At 59.5% G+C, this 15,813-nt stretch carries 15 protein-coding genes; 13 read left to right on the forward strand and 2 right to left on the reverse strand.

What is annotated here, in order from left to right:
• The first annotated feature begins 99 nt into the window (after nt 1-99).
• The 11 genes from AFIDRAFT_RS14265 (at nt 100) to AFIDRAFT_RS14315 (ending at nt 10,885) form a co-directional block, all read left to right on the forward strand.
• Nucleotides 100-873 (forward strand): IclR family transcriptional regulator, encoded by a 774-nt coding sequence (locus AFIDRAFT_RS14265; protein ID WP_009340228.1) that lies wholly within the window; start codon nt 100-102, stop codon nt 871-873.
• Nucleotides 874-906: 33 nt separating this feature from the next.
• Entirely contained in the window at nt 907-2,079 is a 1,173-nt protein-coding gene (locus AFIDRAFT_RS14270) for a CaiB/BaiF CoA transferase family protein (protein ID WP_009340229.1), read from the forward strand.
• A complete protein-coding gene (locus AFIDRAFT_RS14275; RefSeq protein ID WP_009340230.1) occupies nt 2,052-2,789 on the forward strand; it encodes an enoyl-CoA hydratase/isomerase family protein in 738 nt (245 codons plus the stop codon). Before AFIDRAFT_RS14270 ends, AFIDRAFT_RS14275 begins: the two co-directional genes overlap by 28 nt.
• 325 nt (nt 2,790-3,114) lie before the next feature.
• The gene (locus tag AFIDRAFT_RS14280; protein ID WP_009340231.1) at nt 3,115-3,885 is read left to right on the forward strand and encodes an IclR family transcriptional regulator; all 771 of its coding nucleotides are present in this window, start codon (nt 3,115-3,117) and stop codon (nt 3,883-3,885) included.
• Nucleotides 3,879-5,420, forward strand: a complete 1,542-nt coding sequence (locus AFIDRAFT_RS14285; protein WP_009340232.1) for a class I adenylate-forming enzyme family protein — start codon at nt 3,879-3,881, stop codon at nt 5,418-5,420. The genes AFIDRAFT_RS14280 and AFIDRAFT_RS14285 overlap by 7 nt, the downstream gene beginning before the upstream one ends.
• Entirely contained in the window at nt 5,417-6,241 is an 825-nt protein-coding gene (locus AFIDRAFT_RS14290) for a CoA transferase subunit A (protein WP_009340233.1), read from the forward strand. Before AFIDRAFT_RS14285 ends, AFIDRAFT_RS14290 begins: the two co-directional genes overlap by 4 nt.
• Nucleotides 6,238-6,969, forward strand: a complete 732-nt coding sequence (locus tag AFIDRAFT_RS14295) for a CoA-transferase subunit beta (protein ID WP_009340234.1) — start codon at nt 6,238-6,240, stop codon at nt 6,967-6,969. The genes AFIDRAFT_RS14290 and AFIDRAFT_RS14295 overlap by 4 nt, the downstream gene beginning before the upstream one ends.
• Before the next feature lie 55 nt (nt 6,970-7,024).
• The gene (locus AFIDRAFT_RS14300) at nt 7,025-8,113 is read left to right on the forward strand and encodes an ABC transporter substrate-binding protein (protein WP_009340235.1); all 1,089 of its coding nucleotides are present in this window, start codon (nt 7,025-7,027) and stop codon (nt 8,111-8,113) included.
• Entirely contained in the window at nt 8,113-9,216 is a 1,104-nt protein-coding gene (locus AFIDRAFT_RS14305; RefSeq protein WP_009340236.1) for an ABC transporter ATP-binding protein, read from the forward strand. Before AFIDRAFT_RS14300 ends, AFIDRAFT_RS14305 begins: the two co-directional genes overlap by 1 nt.
• Nucleotides 9,213-10,091: an ABC transporter permease gene (locus AFIDRAFT_RS14310; protein ID WP_040298494.1), complete on the forward strand. Its 879-nt coding sequence runs from the start codon at nt 9,213-9,215 to the stop codon at nt 10,089-10,091. Before AFIDRAFT_RS14305 ends, AFIDRAFT_RS14310 begins: the two co-directional genes overlap by 4 nt.
• A complete protein-coding gene (locus tag AFIDRAFT_RS14315; RefSeq protein WP_244469127.1) occupies nt 10,091-10,885 on the forward strand; it encodes an ABC transporter permease in 795 nt (264 codons plus the stop codon). The genes AFIDRAFT_RS14310 and AFIDRAFT_RS14315 overlap by 1 nt, the downstream gene beginning before the upstream one ends.
• A 7-nt stretch (nt 10,886-10,892) precedes the next feature.
• On the opposite strand, the gene AFIDRAFT_RS14320 is transcribed toward AFIDRAFT_RS14315, so the two are convergent.
• Nucleotides 10,893-12,353 carry a TAXI family TRAP transporter solute-binding subunit gene (locus AFIDRAFT_RS14320; protein ID WP_156786906.1) on the reverse strand — a complete coding sequence of 487 codons (1,461 nt, stop codon included), beginning with the start codon at nt 12,351-12,353 and terminating at the stop codon, nt 10,893-10,895.
• 229 nt (nt 12,354-12,582) lie between these two features.
• Between AFIDRAFT_RS14320 and AFIDRAFT_RS14325 the strand changes: the two genes are divergently transcribed.
• Nucleotides 12,583-13,599, forward strand: coding sequence for a 2-dehydropantoate 2-reductase (locus AFIDRAFT_RS14325; protein WP_009340240.1), 1,017 nt, complete (start codon nt 12,583-12,585; stop codon nt 13,597-13,599).
• 54 nt (nt 13,600-13,653) lie between these two features.
• Here the strand turns inward: AFIDRAFT_RS14325 and AFIDRAFT_RS14330 are convergent, their stop codons facing one another.
• A complete protein-coding gene (locus AFIDRAFT_RS14330; protein ID WP_245258187.1) occupies nt 13,654-15,057 on the reverse strand; it encodes an FAD-dependent oxidoreductase in 1,404 nt (467 codons plus the stop codon).
• A gap of 120 nt (nt 15,058-15,177) precedes the next feature.
• Between AFIDRAFT_RS14330 and AFIDRAFT_RS14335 the strand changes: the two genes are divergently transcribed.
• Entirely contained in the window at nt 15,178-15,804 is a 627-nt protein-coding gene (locus AFIDRAFT_RS14335) for a GntR family transcriptional regulator (RefSeq protein ID WP_244469126.1), read from the forward strand.
• Nucleotides 15,805-15,813: the final 9 nt, after the last annotated feature.

Genomic DNA, 15,813 nt, shown 5'->3' on the forward strand with positions numbered 1-15,813 from the left:
ATTTGAAAACGCATTTCTCGCTGTATCGCGGGGTTGCGGTTGACTCTCCTGCTCATCCAATTCAAAATTTAGTACGCCGTATCAACATATGGAACAATCATGGATACGACATTTTTGAAAGGCCTGAGGATGCTTCAGGCATTGTCGCTGTCGGACAGGCCGCGTGGCGTGACCGAACTCGCGCGCGAACTCGGCCTGACCAAAAGCAACTCGCATCGGCTTCTGAAAACGTTGGTGCATGCCGGCTACGCGCAGAACAATTCCGAGACGGCGAAATACAGCGCCACATTGAAAGTGTGGGAGCTCGGCTCTCACGTCCTGTCGAAGGTCGATGTGAAGAGTGCTGCGAGTGCTTACTTGCAGCCGCTGGCGGACAAGACCGGGGAGTCGGTCCATCTTTCGTTGCTGGTGGAAAATGCCGTCGTCTACATCGACAAGATCGATAGTGCCCAGCCTGTGCGTGCCTATAGCCAGATCGGAAAGGGCGCGCCGGCCTATTGTGTCGCGACCGGAAAGGCGTTGCTGGCATTTCAAGGCGAGGACGCGATCGCGCGTGTCAGTGAAAAGCTGGAGGTCCACACCTCGCGAACGATTACCGAGCCTGAAGAATTCAAGCGCGAAATGGGGCGGGTGCGTCAGCTTGGTTACGCGATCAATCGCGGCGAATGGCGTGAGGGCGTCTGCGGTGTTGGCGCGCCGATCCGTGATGTTTCGGGGCAGGTGGTCGCGGCTGTGGGCATCTCGGGGCCTGAAAGCCGGATGAAATCGACGTTCATGCGCGAACAGGCGCCAATCGTCATTCAGACGGCAGACCTAATTTCAAAGGCGCTCGGTTATCCCGGCGGGGCGGTCGCCTATCGCAAGACTGCCTGATCGCTCATTTTGAAAATACATATGGATGGAATGATGAAGGGCCCTCTTAACGGCATCAAGGTTCTTGAATTCGCACAGATCGCAGCAGGGCCTTTCGCGGGAAGTTTGTTTGCCGACCTCGGCGCGGATGTCGTGAAGGTCGAACGGCCCGATGGCGGCGATGGCATGCGCACCTGGCCGCCCGCTATTCAGGGCGCCGACGGGCCCGTGGAGAGCGGCAACTTCGCCTCGGTTAATCGCAACAAGCGCAGCATCACTGTCGATGTCAAAAACCCGGAAGAGATGAGGCGGTTCTTTGCGCTTGTCGCCGAGGCTGATCTGTTCATCGAGAATTATCGGCCCGGCGTGCCGAAACGACTCGGTCTTGGCTACGACGACTTGCGCAAGCACAATCCTCGTCTGGTTTATTGTTCAATCTCCGGTTACGGCCAGACCGGCCCTTACTCCGAGAAGGGCGCATTCGACGTTACGGTGCAGGCGATCAGCGGCGTGATGAGTGTCACGGGCGAGGAATCGGGGCCGCCGGTGAAGTGCGGCGTGCCGGTCGGCGATTTCGGCGCAGGCCTTTATGGCGCGTTCACCTCGCTTGCGGCCATCATGAATGCACGCAAGACCGGGCAGGGCGCTTACATCGATTGTTCGATGCTTGGCAGCCTGCTTGGAATGGCTGCGCTGCAAACGAGCGAATTCTTCGGCACAAACAAGCCGCCGAAGCGCCTCGGCTCGGAGCATCCGCGAAACGCGCCCTATCAGGGGTTCGATGCCAAGGATCGCCCTTTCACCGTGGCCGCGGGCAACGACAAGCTGTGGCGCGATTTCTGCGCCGTCGTTAATCTGCCGGACCTGCCGAACGATCCGCGCTTCACGACGCAGTTCGATCGTGCGCGTAACCAGAAAGAGCTGGCCGCGATCGTGAAGCCGATTTTCCTGACCAAAAATGCCGCGGAGTGGATCGCGGCACTCGATGCCAAGGGAATTCCCTGCGCCATCGTGCTGGATTACAGCGAGATCCTGTCAAACGAGCAGGTCGCGCATATGGGGCTCGTGCGCGATATGAAGCTGTCCAATGGCGCGACCACGAAGACGGTTGGTTTTCCGATCAATGTATCCGGTTTTACGTTCGACATTGAACGGGCCCCGCCGCAACTCGGGGCGCATAATGATGAGGTATTTGCAGAATGGACCAAGGGCACAAGGAATTCGTGAGCTTCTCGCCGCTCGCTGACGGCGTTCGGATTCTCACCCTGGATCGTTCCGCCAAGGCGAACGCCTTGAATGCCGCAATCGTCGATGAGCTTCTCGCCTGCGTCACCCAGGCCGAGGAGGAGGGTTGCCGTGTGCTGATTATATCCGCAAACGGCAAGGCGTTTTGTGGCGGCTTCGATTTCGGCGGCTATGAGGACATGACGCCGGGCGACCTGCTTCTGCGCTTCGTCCGTATCGAGGAATTGTTGCAGCGGCTGCGGCGTTCGTCGTTTGTCAGCATCGCGCTGGTTCATGGCGCTGCGATGGGTGCAGGCGCGGATATTGCCGCGTCATGCACCTACCGCATCGGAACGGAAGCTTCAAAATTCCGCTTTCCGGGATTTCGCTTCGGCGTGGCACTCGGCACGCGGCATCTGGCGCAACTGGTCGGCATGCAGCGCGCGCGCGATATTCTACTGACAAACGCGACGCTCGATGCGACGGCGGCGTTCGACATCGGTCTGCTGACGCATCTCACGACGCCTGACGGCCTGCGCCAGAAGGCAGACGAACTGATCGGTCAGATCGGTTCGCTTGGCATCAAGGCGCGTAACCGGATTTTGCATCTGACAGTGCCGCAGAGCGATGATGGCGACATGGCCGAACTGGTGCGCTCCGTCAGTTCTCCCGGCCTTCACGAGCGGATCGCCCAATATCGCGCCGGACATTGAGGCGCGAAAGTGTGCTCCACCATCCGCATGACCATGCGGATGGCAATATTGAATGTGCATCTGTGCCTGTGCCGCGTGTGACCGCTGCCATGATGCGAGGACAAACGCGTGCTGCTTTGTGAGCTTCGCGTCGCTTCATCATTCCCATTCCAAGTTCAATCTGTCGCAGTAATTGAGACATCATTTTCGATGTTTCGAGGGTCTTTCATTTGACTCGTAAAATGAGGAGGCCTAGCTTCAATTCACGTAACGGAAATGGTATTCACCGCTCGTGAATAGTAATATTGAACCTCTTGGGCCCCGGCGCCACCTGCATTCGCTCAACATGTCGCTCGACGTGGTGGAGTTGCTGGCGTCGTCCCATGTTCCGTTGTCGCTTGGCGACATCGCGGCGAAACTCGAGTTGAGCAAGGCTGCGGTGCATGGCGTGCTGTCGAACCTCGAGGCGCGACGCTATGTGGAGCGGACGCCGGATCGTCAGGGCTATCGGCTCGGTCACCGGTTATGGGAACTGGGTCTGGTGGCATCCGAGTCGATCGAGTTGCCGAAAGTCGCCCATCGCTATCTCGAGCGCCTGGTCGAGTTGAGTTCGGAAAGCTCACAGCTTGCCGAGTATTGCGCACCGGGCGAAGTGGTTTATCTCGATCGCGTCGACAGTCCGAATCCGGTGCGCGCCAACATCCATGTCGGCCGTCGTGCGCCTGCTTATTGCGTGGCGACGGGTCGCGCACTCCTTGCGTTTCAGCCCAAGAGCGAAATCGACAGGGTGTGCGATGGGCCTCTGCAAAGTTTCACCAAGAAGACCATCGTGAAGTCCGCCAAATTGCGCCGTGAACTCGATCTCGTGCGCCAGCGTGGTTATGCGATCAACCATGGCGAATATCGCGGCGAAATCGTCGGCATCGCCGCGCCAATTCGCGACCATCAGGGTAATGTGATTGCGGCTCTCAGTGTCTCGGGGCCGGAATATCGCTTCACGGTGAAGCGTGCGGTTGCGCTTGCGCCTGCAGTCATCGAGGCATCCGAAGCTGTATCGCGCGAGTTCGGTCAGCATTTTCTTCAAAAACGTCGTGTTCGGGACAGTCAGGCATGCTGATCCATCAACTTCTGCAGGACGCCAGGGATTCAAGGCCTGCGATCATTTTCGAGGGCAAGCCGCTCTCTTATGCGGAGCTCGACGACCTTGCGAACCAGTTCGCCCACCTATTCGGTGAACTGCGGCTCGATATGGGGGATCGTGTCAGCTTGCTGATCGGCAACGAGCCGCTGGTGGTGGCTGCCTATTTCGGCCTGTTCAAGACAGGATTGATCGCGAACCCTATTAACAATCGCCTGACCGCGCATGAGGTGACCTTCGTTCTGGATCATTCACAGGCGCGCGCGCTGATCACCACGCCGGAGTATCTGTCGTTGGCGCAGGAAGCCATCGCAGGGCTGACGCATAAGCCTTGTCTCATTCTGCTTGGCGCGGATGCGAGCGTTGCTCTGCCGGTGGATGTATTTTCCGAGCGCGACCTGTACCGGCAAAGGCGCACGCCACGCCCTGTCGACGGCGTGACGGAGCAAACGCCGATCCTGTTGATCTACACATCCGGTACTACGGGCCGGCCGAAAGGTGTTCTGCTCAGTCATGCGAATGTCTGGGCTGACGGCCTCGCTTTGTCGCAGGGCTTCCGCATGGGGCCGGATCACATCGCGCTGTGCTTCATGCCGCTGTTCCATTGCAACGCGCTAATCGTGAGCCACATCAGCGCGTTCATCGGTCACGGCACCATCGTGCTGTGCCGTAAATTTAGCGCCCGCGAGCACTGGCGTCTTGTGGCCGATTATAATGTCTCGAGTTTCAGCGCGCCCCCCACGGTGCTCGCGATTCTTCTGGAGCGGGAGGCGGAAGCGCGCGATGCGCGCATCAAGCTCGATTTCGTCAAAACCGGCTCCGCGCCGCTGACGGTCGAACTTGCCACGCGTTTCGAAAACAGATTCGGCAAGGACATCCTGATTGAGGGATGGGGCCTGACGGAATGCACGGCGACGAGCACGCTCAATCCGCTTTATGCCGGTGGCCGCCGCAAGGTCGGTTCGGTCGGACAAGCTCTGGCCGGGCAGGAGATTGCCGTGGTCGATGAGCAGGGCAACTTCCTGCCGCCGGAAAGCACGGGCGAACTGGTCATCCGTTCGCCGACAATGATGCTCGGCTACTTTCGCGACGAGGAAGCGACGCGGAAGACCATCGTTGATGGCTGGCTTCATACCGGCGATCTCGGCCGGATGGACCGGGAAGGCTATGTTTTCCTGGTCGGCCGGAAGAAAGAAATCATCATTCGCGGTGGTGAGAACGTCTCGCCGCTCGAGATCGAGGAAGTGCTCTGTCGCCACCCGTCGGTGCGCGATGTCGCGGTCGGCGGGCTTCCCGACAGGATCTGGGGTGAGGTTGTCGTCGCCTGTGTGGTCCCGAACGGATCGGTATCTGAGCAAGAGCTGATCGCTTACTGCCGCGAGAATCTCGCGGACTTCAAGGTCCCGGTTAAGATCGCAATCGTCGACGAATTGCCGCGCAATGCCACCGGAAAAATTCTCCGGCGCAATCTTGCGCAATTCTTTCAGCCTGAAGCGAAGGAGATGGCGTCATGAAACAGACCACGCTCGAACAGGCCGCACGACTCGTCGGCAACGATCAGATCGTCACCATCGGCGGCACGCTATCCCAGCGGATTCCCGCCGCTATGGTGCGTGAGCTGGCACGGCAGGGCGTCAAGGGCTTGCATCTCGTCAAGGCGTCGCCCGGCTTCGATGCCGATGTGCTTGCGGCGGGCGGATGTCTCGCCAGCGTCCGTGCGGGCATGGTGACGCTCGAACAACCGTTCGGTATGGCACCGAATTTTCGCAAGGCGGCCGAGCGCGGCGAACTGGAAGTGATCGAGAACGCCTGCCCGGCGGTGATGGCGAGCCTGCAGGCGGCCGCATTTGGTCTGCCCTTTCAGGCGGTCGCGGGCTTTGCGGGTAGCGACGTGCCGAGCATCGCGCCGTTCGCGACCGTGAGGGACCCCTTCACGGGGAACGATACGCTGGTGGTGCCGGCGATCCGGCCTGACTGGGCCATTCTTCATGTCCATGAGGCGGACGTTCGCGGCAATGCGCGCATCTACGGCACGCCGGTGTGGGATCGCCTGATGAGTCGTGCGGCCAAGCGTGTGATCCTCACGGCGGAGAAGATCGTCGATACCTCGCATTTCGTGGCGCAGCCGGAAATGACGGTCGTTCCTGAGATTTTCGTCGAAGCCGTAGTGCATGCGCCGAGCGGAGCATGGCCGACCGCCGTATTCGACCGTTACGACATCGACGAGCCGGCGATGCGCCACTATCTGGAGCTCAGCCGGACGCCGGAAGGTTTCCGCAAATATCTTGAAGAAACGGCCTCGCATGATCGCCGCGCATTGGGAGTGGCGGCATGAGTTTGTCTTACAGTCCGGCCGACATGATGGCCGTGTCGATGGCGCGGCTGATTCGGGACGGCGAGGTGGTTTTCGTCGGCGTCAATTCGCCGCTGCCGCTTGCTGCAGCGACGCTGGCACGCCGCCTGAATGCGCCGAATTGTACGTTCATTAGCGTTGGCGGCGGGATCAATCCCACAGTCGACAAGATCATGGCCGCGACAAGCACGGCCGATCTCGGTCGCGGCTCTGCTTCGATCTTCGACAATCAGGAAATCTACGGGATGAACGGCCGCGGCGGGTTCGACCTGACGTTCCTCGGCATGGCGCAGGTGGATGCAAGGGGCCGGGTGAATTCCAGCTTCATCGGTGACCACGAGAAGCCCAAGGTGCGATTTCCCGGCGGAGGCGGCGGACCGGCGATCCTGCCGATGTCGAAGCGCGCGGTGCTGTGGCGCGCGGGACATTCGCCAAAGATTTTTGTCGAGGAGGTGAAGTTCACGACCTCCGACGGCAATCTTGATCGGATCGTGACGCCGCTGTGCATCTTCCGCAAGGAAAACGGGCGTCTCGTGCTGGACAGCATTCATCCGGGTGTGACGCGCGGGGAGCTCGCGGAGAAAACCGGTTTCCGGATTCCAAATCTCGACGATGCGCCGGTAACGCCGGAGCCGACCGCCGAGGAGCTTGCGATCATTCGCGAGATCGACCCCGATAACGTGAGAAGAGTGGAGTTTGGTTTGCAATAAACCAATTTGCGAAGCCTGCAAAAAGAACGGGACGCATATTTCAGGGAGGATGACTATGAGACTTACTGCAACATTACGTCACGCTCGGAAGGCATGTGGACTCGTTCTTGCCGCCGGTGGATTTCTGGCTGTGCTGTCCGGCATCGGAAGCTCCGCTCAAGCTGCGGATGAGAAAGAGCTGGTCTTCGCCGGTTTCGGCGGTTCGCTTCAGAAATCGCTGCAGGCCACGGTGATTCCGGCCTTCGAGAAAAAGTACGGCGTCAAGGTCGTCTACGTCACCGGCACGTCGAACCAGATTCTTGCCAAGGTGAAGGCGCAGAAGAACAGCCCGCAGATCGACGTGATCTGGGCGAACGACACCACGCACTACCAAGGCAAGATGGAGAAGCTGTACGCCAAGCTCGATCCGGCGAAGGTGCCGAACCTGTCTCAGGTTTATGACTTCGCGAAGGACCGCGATGGCATCGGCATCGTGATGGGCATTCAGGCGCTCGGCATCGAGTACAATACCCAGGTCTTTAAGGAGAAGGGCTGGGCGCCGCCGAGTTCGTGGATGGACTTCTGGGACCCGAAATATAAGGGTCATGTCGTTTTCTATAATATGCCGATCGGCTACGCGAACCTGCTATTCGCCAAGATCGCTGATCTGAACGGCGGTTCCGTCACCAATCTCGAACCGGCCTGGAACAAGATGAAGGAGCTGAAGCCGAACGTGCTGGCCTTCATCGATCCGCCGGCACAGGTCGATGCGTTGTTCGGAACGGGCAGCGCCTGGATCGGCTACAACGGCAGCGCGCGCGTTCATGATTTCGCCGGAACGGGTGCGCCGGTGGCGATGGTGCTGCCGAAGGAAGGCGGCATCCTGTATCCGCAGCAGTTCGATATCGTTGCGGGCGCGCCGCATCCCGATCTTGCGCAGAAGTTCATTGATTTCACCATTAGTGCCGAGGCGCAGAAGATGATCGCGGAGCATCTTCTGCTTGGTCCGGTGAACAAGACTGTCAAGCTCGACGACAAGGCGGCCGCCAAGGTGCCTTACGGCGAGAAGGAAGTGAACTCGCTGCTCAACCTCGATATCGGTCCGGTCAACCAGAATCTGCAAGCGCTGACGGCGCGCTGGACCGCGATGGTGGGAGGCCACTAATGCACGCGCATCTCGACGTCCGCCATTTGCGAAAGTCCTACGGGACTTTCACGGCACTTGATGACGTGTCGTTTACGGCGGCACCCGGAGAAATCGTGGCTTTGCTCGGCCCGTCCGGCTGCGGCAAGACGACGCTCCTCAACCTCATCGCGGGGTTTCTCACCCCCGATGCAGGCTCCGTCATCGTTGGTGGACGTGACATCGTCAACGTGGCCCCGCACAAGCGCGACATGGCGATGGTGTTCCAGAATTACGCGCTGTTTCCGCACATGAGCGTCGAACGCAACGTCGCGTTCGGCCTCAAGATGCGGAGCGTCGCATCTGGCGAGGTATCCAAGCGCGTGCAGGAGGCGCTCAATCTCGTGCAGCTCGGCGATCTCGGTAAGCGCTATCCGAAGGAGCTTTCGGGCGGGCAACAGCAACGCGTCGCGCTCGCACGCGCGTTGGTGGTTCGCCCGTCCGTTCTTCTGCTGGACGAGCCGTTGTCGAATCTCGATGCGCTTCTACGCAAGCGAATGCGCGAGGAGATGCGGCAGATTCTCAAGACGGCGAACATCACGACAGTCGTGGTGACGCACGATCAGGAGGAGGCGCTGGTCTCCGCCGACAGCATCGTTCTGCTGGCGTCGGGACGGGTCGAACAGCGCTCGACGCCGAATGAACTTTACGAGCGGCCCAGCACCATCTTCAGCGCCCGTTTCATGGACGTTACCAATTTCCTCGATGGCACTGTGATTGGCCATGAGCAGGGCCATGCAGTGATCGATACGGCTTTTGGCAAGCTGCGGGCCGAGGTCGAAAGCTGCACGGTGGGGTCCAAGGTCACGGTAGCGGTACGTCCGGAGAACATCGCCAAGGGGGAGGAGGCCGGGGAGAACTGTGTCACCGGAGAGGTGATCTCCAGCAGCTATCACGGGCCGGTGCGGCGGGTGGAAATCGAGGCCAATGGCGCCCGGTTGATTGCCGACATTCCAGTGAAGCGCTGCTTAAGCAAGGTCGGAGACAGACTGTCCGTCTCATGGCCTGCCGATGATACACGGCTGCTGCCGGGTCAGGGGCATGCCGTGCCCGACGGCAAGAATCTCGAGGATTTGCTGCAATGAGCACGCTTGTCGAGAAAGGAGGGCTACCGTCGGCAGGACGAACATCGATGAGGCTGCATGCCGGCCTTCTGCTGGTGCCTGCGATTCTATTCTATGCGGTGCTGTTTGTCTGGCCCCTCATTATCTCGACATGGGGAAGTTTCACGCCCACGGGAAAACTCTCCCTTCAAACCTATACGCTGTTTTTCGCGGATGAGTTCTATCGTTCGGTGTTGTGGCGTTCGCTCCGCATCAGCGCGATCACCACTCTGATGACGCTGATTATCGGCTATCCGATCGCAGTCTATCTGTCGCAAAGCTGGCGCAAGGGCCGTTCGCTAGTGGTGTTTCTTGTCATCGCGCCGATGTTTGTGAGCGCGGTGGTCCGTTCCTATGGCTGGATTATCATCCTGGGCCCGAACGGACTCCTGAGCTCATTCACAAAAGCCATTGGCCTGCCGATGGGACATCTTCTGTATAGTGAAGCCGGCGTGATCATTGCCCTGACGCATGTTTTCCTGCCCTTCATGGTGATCGCGCTTGCAGGCTCGTTGCAGCAGATCGATCCCTCGCTGGCGCGCGCCGCGCAGATTCTCGGCGCCAACGGATTCAGCGTGTTCGTGCGGGTCATTCTGCCATTGACCTTGCCGGGCATCTCTGCGGGGTCGGTCATCGTGTTTTGCCTTGCGGCGAGCGGTTTCGTGACGCCGGCGCTTGTCGGCGGGGCTGCGGTGCCGGTGATGCCGTATCTCGTCTACAAGGAGGGCCTGCTGGTGTTGAACTGGCCGTTTGCATCGGCGGTCGCGCTGATCCTGCTGGCGGCAACAGCGCTTGCCACGGCGATCTACACCTTCGCGATTCGTGACGCAGCCAGCAAAAGGAGCGTCGTGCGATGATGAATCGCATTCTTACCGCCTATGTGGCGTTCATATCGGCTTTGATGATTTTTCCGATCGCGATTGTGATCGCGGCGTCGATCAACTCAGCCGCCTATCTCTCGTTCCCGCCTGCCGGTTTCAGCATCATCTGGTACAAGGAGGTGCTAACCGACCCCACTTGGAGCGGTTCGCTATGGCTGACGCTGAAGATCGGCATCGCAGTCTCGTTGCTGTCGACTGCGCTCGGTGTCGCGGCGGCGCTTGGCCTGCGTGTGGTGAACAGTGCGTGGTCCGGCGCGCTGCAAACTTTCTTCCTGTCGCCATTGATGCTACCGACGGTGCTGATCGGATTGTCGCTGATGCAGCTTTACCAGTCGCTTGGCATCCGGGCTTCGGTCCTGACCGTTACTCTCGGCCAGCTTCTGATTGCATGCCCCTATGTGATCCGCCTCGTTCTCGCGAGCTTCAACGGCATCGATCCACGGCTGGAGCGGGCGGCGTCGATCCTGGGCGCTAATCCCATCCGGGTGTTCTGGCATGTGACGTTTCCATTGATTCGTCACGGAGTGCTGGCAGGCCTGCTGTTCAGCTTCATCGTCTCGTTGGACGACGTGAACATCGCGCTGTTCCTCTCCGATGTTCATACCACGCCGCTGCCGGTGCAATTGTTCAGCTATATCGAGCAGAACGCGGACTCGCTAGGGGCCGCGGCGGCATCCTTGCTAGTTCTGCTGGCGTGCGGGGCGGTCTTTATCTGCGATCGGCTGGTCGGCATCGAATGGCTGTTCGGCGCGAAGCAGCGCTCGGCCTAAGCCGCCATCACATCGAGCCGCCCATTACAATGCGGCTGCGCTGGTGATGGATCAGATTATCCAGCCGCTGCGCGGCCGAATGCAGAAGGAGCATGTTGGAGTCGGATTCGCGACCCGGGCGCGCATGTGTCAAATGCGCGTGAAGCAGAGAATCGATTTCCTCTTCAATCTGTTGCAGCTCTATTTCCGAGGTCGCGCTGCGAATCTTCCTGGGTAAATGATAATTCGTGGCCATCAGGGTTTCCTGAAAGCGATCGTTCTCGAATTCGAGAAATTTCCAGGTCGCGGCAAATGTCGTGGCGCCGATGCCGAAAATAATAGGCAGCAGGAAGATCCAGTTCGCGTATTTATCGAGCCAGTCCCTTTGGGTGTTGTTGTAATATTCCGCTGCGCCAGGATGGACGGGAATGTAGGCGGCCGAATCCAGTTCGGGGGCGATGATCTGGGCGAGAGCGGGCTGTTCGATGCCGAGATCGCGCTTCGCGATCATGATTTCGCGAGTGAGGTTGGCGACGAGATCCGGATCGAGGTCGTCCCGTGCAACGAGATAGACATTGGTGGCCAGTGTGATCCGGTTATCGGGAGGAATTTGCGGCGAACCCTGAAGCGAGCCTTGCGGCACGACGAAGACGTTGTAGGCACGCTCGGTGTTTGCGATGGCCTCGGCTCCATCGATCGAGAGGATGTTGGGCGCGAGGTCGGAGTCGTTCTGGAAAATCTTGTCAATGTACGCGATGTAGCGCCGCGCAATCGGGAGCACCATTAGAAGCGCCGCGACTTCATTCGAGATGATGGCCTGCCGAGCGTCGTTGATCGAAATATTCTTGAATGCGATTTTCAAACGGGCGGTGTCGTATTCGTTCGATAGTGCCGTCACGAGGCCGCTATTGATCTCAGCGCCCACCACACCGATGGTTTTGCCGGAGAGCTCTCTGAATTTTGTATAATTCGATCCTGCCGGGGTTACGATCACGGCGGCGGCGCGGGCAACCTGCGCGACTGTTCTGGCCTTCGGGAGGTTTTCGGTGTCGGCCCGGACAACGGCAAGGTCGGCTTTGCCTTCGCGAAACCCATTCGCGGCCGCGAGAATATCCGGCTCGTTGATAATCTTGAGATGGACCGAGGCTGTACTGCTGGCTGCGATATGGCCCGCGAGGAGCGAGGCGATCTTGTTCGTTTCCCCGTCCAGAGAGCCGACGGCGACGGTCAGGACGGTTGGGCGCATATAGACTCGGTATGCAGCCAGCACGCCGCCGATCACGACGCAGACGACACTAATGACAATGGTGAGCCGCAACCAGAATGGGATGAAATAGGCCTTCATTTCATCGAGCCAAGGTTCTGTATCTAGATTATTGGGACAGGTTGAGACGGCTTGCAATTTAAAGATAGGAGGCAACTTTTCGCGATTGTGGCGAGGTTTGAGGTTTTTACAAGCCGTTATTTGAGTGATTTGAAGGGGTTGCAAGACTATCTCTCCCGGCTCCAAAGGGGCCGGTATGGAGTGGGCAAGGCGCGCTCGTTGGATCGTATCCTGCCAGAGTCTCGTTAGTCACAGTTCGGGTGTCTTGTTAGTCAATTTGTAAATTGACTGACTTTGACACCCGACACCGCATTCGTGGCGCATCGAATACCAAATCTGTAAATGCCGTTCATGGAGGCGCAAGTCGCGCCGTCCGCAACAGCAAGGCATTTCCATGAAGGTTTGTATCTACGGCGCGGGAGCGATTGGTGGCTATGTTGGCGTCTTGATGAAGCTCGCCGGCGCGGACGTATCGCTGGTTGCGCGCGGCGCTCATTTGAAAGCGATCAAGGACAACGGCCTCAAGCTCCACATCGGCGGCGAGGAAAAGCACGCGCGAATGACCGCGACGGCGGACCCTGCCGAGCTTGGCCATCAGGATTACGTCATCATCGCCTTGAAGGCGCATCAGGCCTGGGAAGTGGCCGAGCAGATGAAACCGCTGCTGGGGCCGAACACCGCGGTCGTCACCGCGCAGAACGGCCTGCCGTGGTGGTACTTCCATGGTTTCGAGGGTCAGTATGCTGACCGGCGCATTGAGAGCGTCGATCCAGGGTCGCGGCAATGGAATGCGATCGGGCCGGAGCGGGTTATCGGTTGCACGGTGTATCCTGCGGCGGAAGTCGAGGCGCCGGGCGTGATCCATCACATCTCTGGTGACAAGTTCGGGCTCGGCGAGCCCAAGCGGAACGTGACTGAGCGCGCGCAGAAACTGTCGCAACTGTTCGAGAGCGCGGGACTGAAGGCGCCGATTCTGCCTGAGATCCGAAACGACATCTGGCTGAAACTGTGGGGCAACCTGTGTTTCAATCCGATCTCGGCATTGACCCATGCGACGCTTGACGTGGTTGCGACCGATCCCGGCACGCGCGAACTCTCCCGCAACATGATGGAGGAGGCCGAGCGCATCGCGCGCCGCATCGGGGTGCATTTCCGGGTCGATATCGAACGGCGCATCAATGGCGCGGCGCGTGTCGGCGCTCACCGCACCTCGATGTTGCAGGATGTCGACAAGAACCGGCCTATCGAACTCGACGCGCTGCTGACCTCGGTTCAGGAACTGGGCCGTCTCACCGAAGTGCCGACGCCGCACATCAATGCGGTGCTGGCGCTTGCCAAGCAGATGGGGCGGGTAAAGGGCATCTACCCGACATTCCCCGAGGAGAAGGTTCTAGAAGTCGACACGTACTGAATATCGCCATCAAGGGCTTTAAAAAGGGGCGGCTCGAAAGAGCCGCCCCTTCGTTTATTGCGGAAGGTCGCTGGCGTGCAGCGGCATTCCGGCTTTTCGCAACAGGGCCTGAAGGCCATCCATCGAAACATTGCGTACCGTCGTGTTTGAGCTGACGGCGATGCTTGCGGCGAAACCCGCGGCCTGACCCGTGGCCATGCAGGCGGGCATATTGCGCGAGCGGCCATGCGCAACGTGATCTGCCGAGATGCAGCGGCCTGCCACGAGCAATTGCTCGACTCCCATCGGGACCATGCAGCGATAGGGGATCTCGTAAGGCTTCAGCCCCTGAAAATCGACATCCTCGCCTTTCGGCGCGTGAACGTCGAAGGCAGAGACATCGACCGCGATGGTATCGTCGAACGGCGTGCCCTTCAGCACGTCGTCGGCGGTCAGGGTGTATTCGCCCTGGATGTGGCGGGTTTCGCGTACGCCAAGCACGGGCGATATCTGCGAGATACGCGCCTTCTCGAAGCCGGGCACGCATGCGATCAGAAAGCGCGCATATTCCTCGATCTGCCGGTAGCAATCGATGATGGCGGCGCTGAACTCGACCGGCGAAAACACATCGACATCCAGAACGCGGGTGGCGTTCACGTACATCAGACCGTTCGCGGTTTTCAGCGTGATGTTCTCACGTGGCAGGTCGATGCCGGTCCTGTCTTTGTAGGCTTTGACGGTTTTGTTGAAGCCGGTGAGCCAGAGCCCGTAATCGAGTTTGTCGTCGGTCTCGGGAATGGCCTGCGCGGGAACGTCATCGGTGGTTCGAGCCCATCGGGCCAGCGCGTGAAGATCAACATCCGCCATGGTGAAGTACATGCCGACCGGCTGCATTTTCAGATCGCGACCGTCCTCGCCCGAACCCATTGTGAAAGGCGCGCCTGCGGCGGCTGCCACGTCGCCGTCGGCGGAGCAATCGACCACGACTTTTCCGCCGATGAAGGAGCGGCCAGCCTTGTTCTCGACCACGACGCCAATGATGGTGTTACCTTCCATCACAGGCCGGGAGACGAGCGTCTCGAACAGAATTTGCACACCTGCATCGGCGCAGAGCCGCGTCAGCAACATCTTCATGATTTCGGGATCGCAGGGAGAAGCGATGGTAACGCCGCCGGTTTTGGTCTTGGCGATGTAATCGTCGCCGGCCGCGCCCGTCGAGCGGGCGAGATTCCAGATTTCCAGCGGCAAGCCGCCAAGCAGCGAGCCGGATGGCTTTGTGTTCAATCCCAGAGTCAGATTGCCGCCGAGAGAGCCGAAGCGCTCGATCAGGACAACGCTTTTTCCCTGACGGGCGGCCGCAATGGCGGCGAGCGGGCCGGTCGTGCCGCCGCCGACCACGACGATATCCGCGTTCATCAGAACTGGAATTTGCCGTGCCGGTTCTTCGATCTGCCGCATCTCATACCCTCTCTGTTTCATTCCCCGGCACTTCGCCGCACTTGAGATTCCAACGACCGCTTGACATCGGCCGCCGTTGTGTAGACTGTGTGTATACACAAGGTATGCATAAAGTCGGGCGCGATGCAAAAGTCAAATGGTTTGGCCACGAAAGCCTACCGGAAGATGCGCGAGGCGATCCTGAGCGGCAAACACCCGCCGGGAGAGGCGCTTTATGAGGTGCATCTGGCTGAACGGCTCGGCATGAGCCGCACGCCGGTGCGCGAGGCGCTTCAGGTGCTCGCCCGCGAAGGTTTTATCGACTCGATGCCCGGTCGCGGCTTTCTCATTCCGCGCTGGTCGCTGCAGGACGTGCGCGAACTTTATGAGTTGCGCGAAAGTCTTGAAGGTTTTGCAACAGCCTGTGCGGCGAAGAACGCGACGGCGGCTGAAATCGGAGAACTGGAAGGTATCCACGCAGCCTATACGGAAACGTCGGACTGGGAAGAACTGGTCCAGTTGGGTGATCAATTCCATAACCGGATCGTCGAGGTCGGCCGCAACAAGCGGCTCACGAAAATTCTGGATTCGCTCAAGGCCCAGATCAGCATGACGCGCGTCAGCCAGTTGCGCGACATCAAGGGACGCCGCGATGAATCGACGAGCGAGCATCGCGCCATTCTGGACGCGATCGTCGCCCGGGATTCCGATCTCGCCGAGCGCAACGCGCGCCATCACATCCGATCCTCATATGAAAGCACGCTGCTCGCATTTCGGTTGGGGTCATAGCGTTTCAAC

The sequence above is a fragment of the Afipia sp. 1NLS2 genome, assembly GCF_000178995.1.
Classification (GTDB): domain Bacteria; phylum Pseudomonadota; class Alphaproteobacteria; order Rhizobiales; family Xanthobacteraceae; genus Afipia.

Excerpts from the sequence above, each read along its gene's own strand:
- AFIDRAFT_RS14305 (WP_009340236.1), top strand. The coding sequence starts at position 8,113 with ATGCACGCGCATCTCGACGTCCGCCATTTGCGAAAGTCCTACGGGACT.
- AFIDRAFT_RS14280 (WP_009340231.1), top strand. The coding sequence starts at position 3,115 with ATGTCGCTCGACGTGGTGGAGTTGCTGGCGTCGTCCCATGTTCCGTTG.
- AFIDRAFT_RS14275 (WP_009340230.1), top strand. The coding sequence starts at position 2,052 with ATGGACCAAGGGCACAAGGAATTCGTGAGCTTCTCGCCGCTCGCTGAC.
- AFIDRAFT_RS14330 (WP_245258187.1), bottom strand. The coding sequence starts at position 15,057 with ATGAAACAGAGAGGGTATGAGATGCGGCAGATCGAAGAACCGGCACGG.
- AFIDRAFT_RS14300 (WP_009340235.1), top strand. The coding sequence starts at position 7,025 with ATGAGACTTACTGCAACATTACGTCACGCTCGGAAGGCATGTGGACTC.
- AFIDRAFT_RS14315 (WP_244469127.1), top strand. The coding sequence starts at position 10,091 with ATGAATCGCATTCTTACCGCCTATGTGGCGTTCATATCGGCTTTGATG.
- AFIDRAFT_RS14295 (WP_009340234.1), top strand. The coding sequence starts at position 6,238 with ATGAGTTTGTCTTACAGTCCGGCCGACATGATGGCCGTGTCGATGGCG.
- AFIDRAFT_RS14265 (WP_009340228.1), top strand. The coding sequence starts at position 100 with ATGGATACGACATTTTTGAAAGGCCTGAGGATGCTTCAGGCATTGTCG.
- AFIDRAFT_RS14310 (WP_040298494.1), top strand. The coding sequence starts at position 9,213 with ATGAGCACGCTTGTCGAGAAAGGAGGGCTACCGTCGGCAGGACGAACA.
- AFIDRAFT_RS14290 (WP_009340233.1), top strand. The coding sequence starts at position 5,417 with ATGAAACAGACCACGCTCGAACAGGCCGCACGACTCGTCGGCAACGAT.
- AFIDRAFT_RS14325 (WP_009340240.1), top strand. The coding sequence starts at position 12,583 with ATGAAGGTTTGTATCTACGGCGCGGGAGCGATTGGTGGCTATGTTGGC.
- AFIDRAFT_RS14285 (WP_009340232.1), top strand. The coding sequence starts at position 3,879 with ATGCTGATCCATCAACTTCTGCAGGACGCCAGGGATTCAAGGCCTGCG.
- AFIDRAFT_RS14270 (WP_009340229.1), top strand. The coding sequence starts at position 907 with ATGAAGGGCCCTCTTAACGGCATCAAGGTTCTTGAATTCGCACAGATC.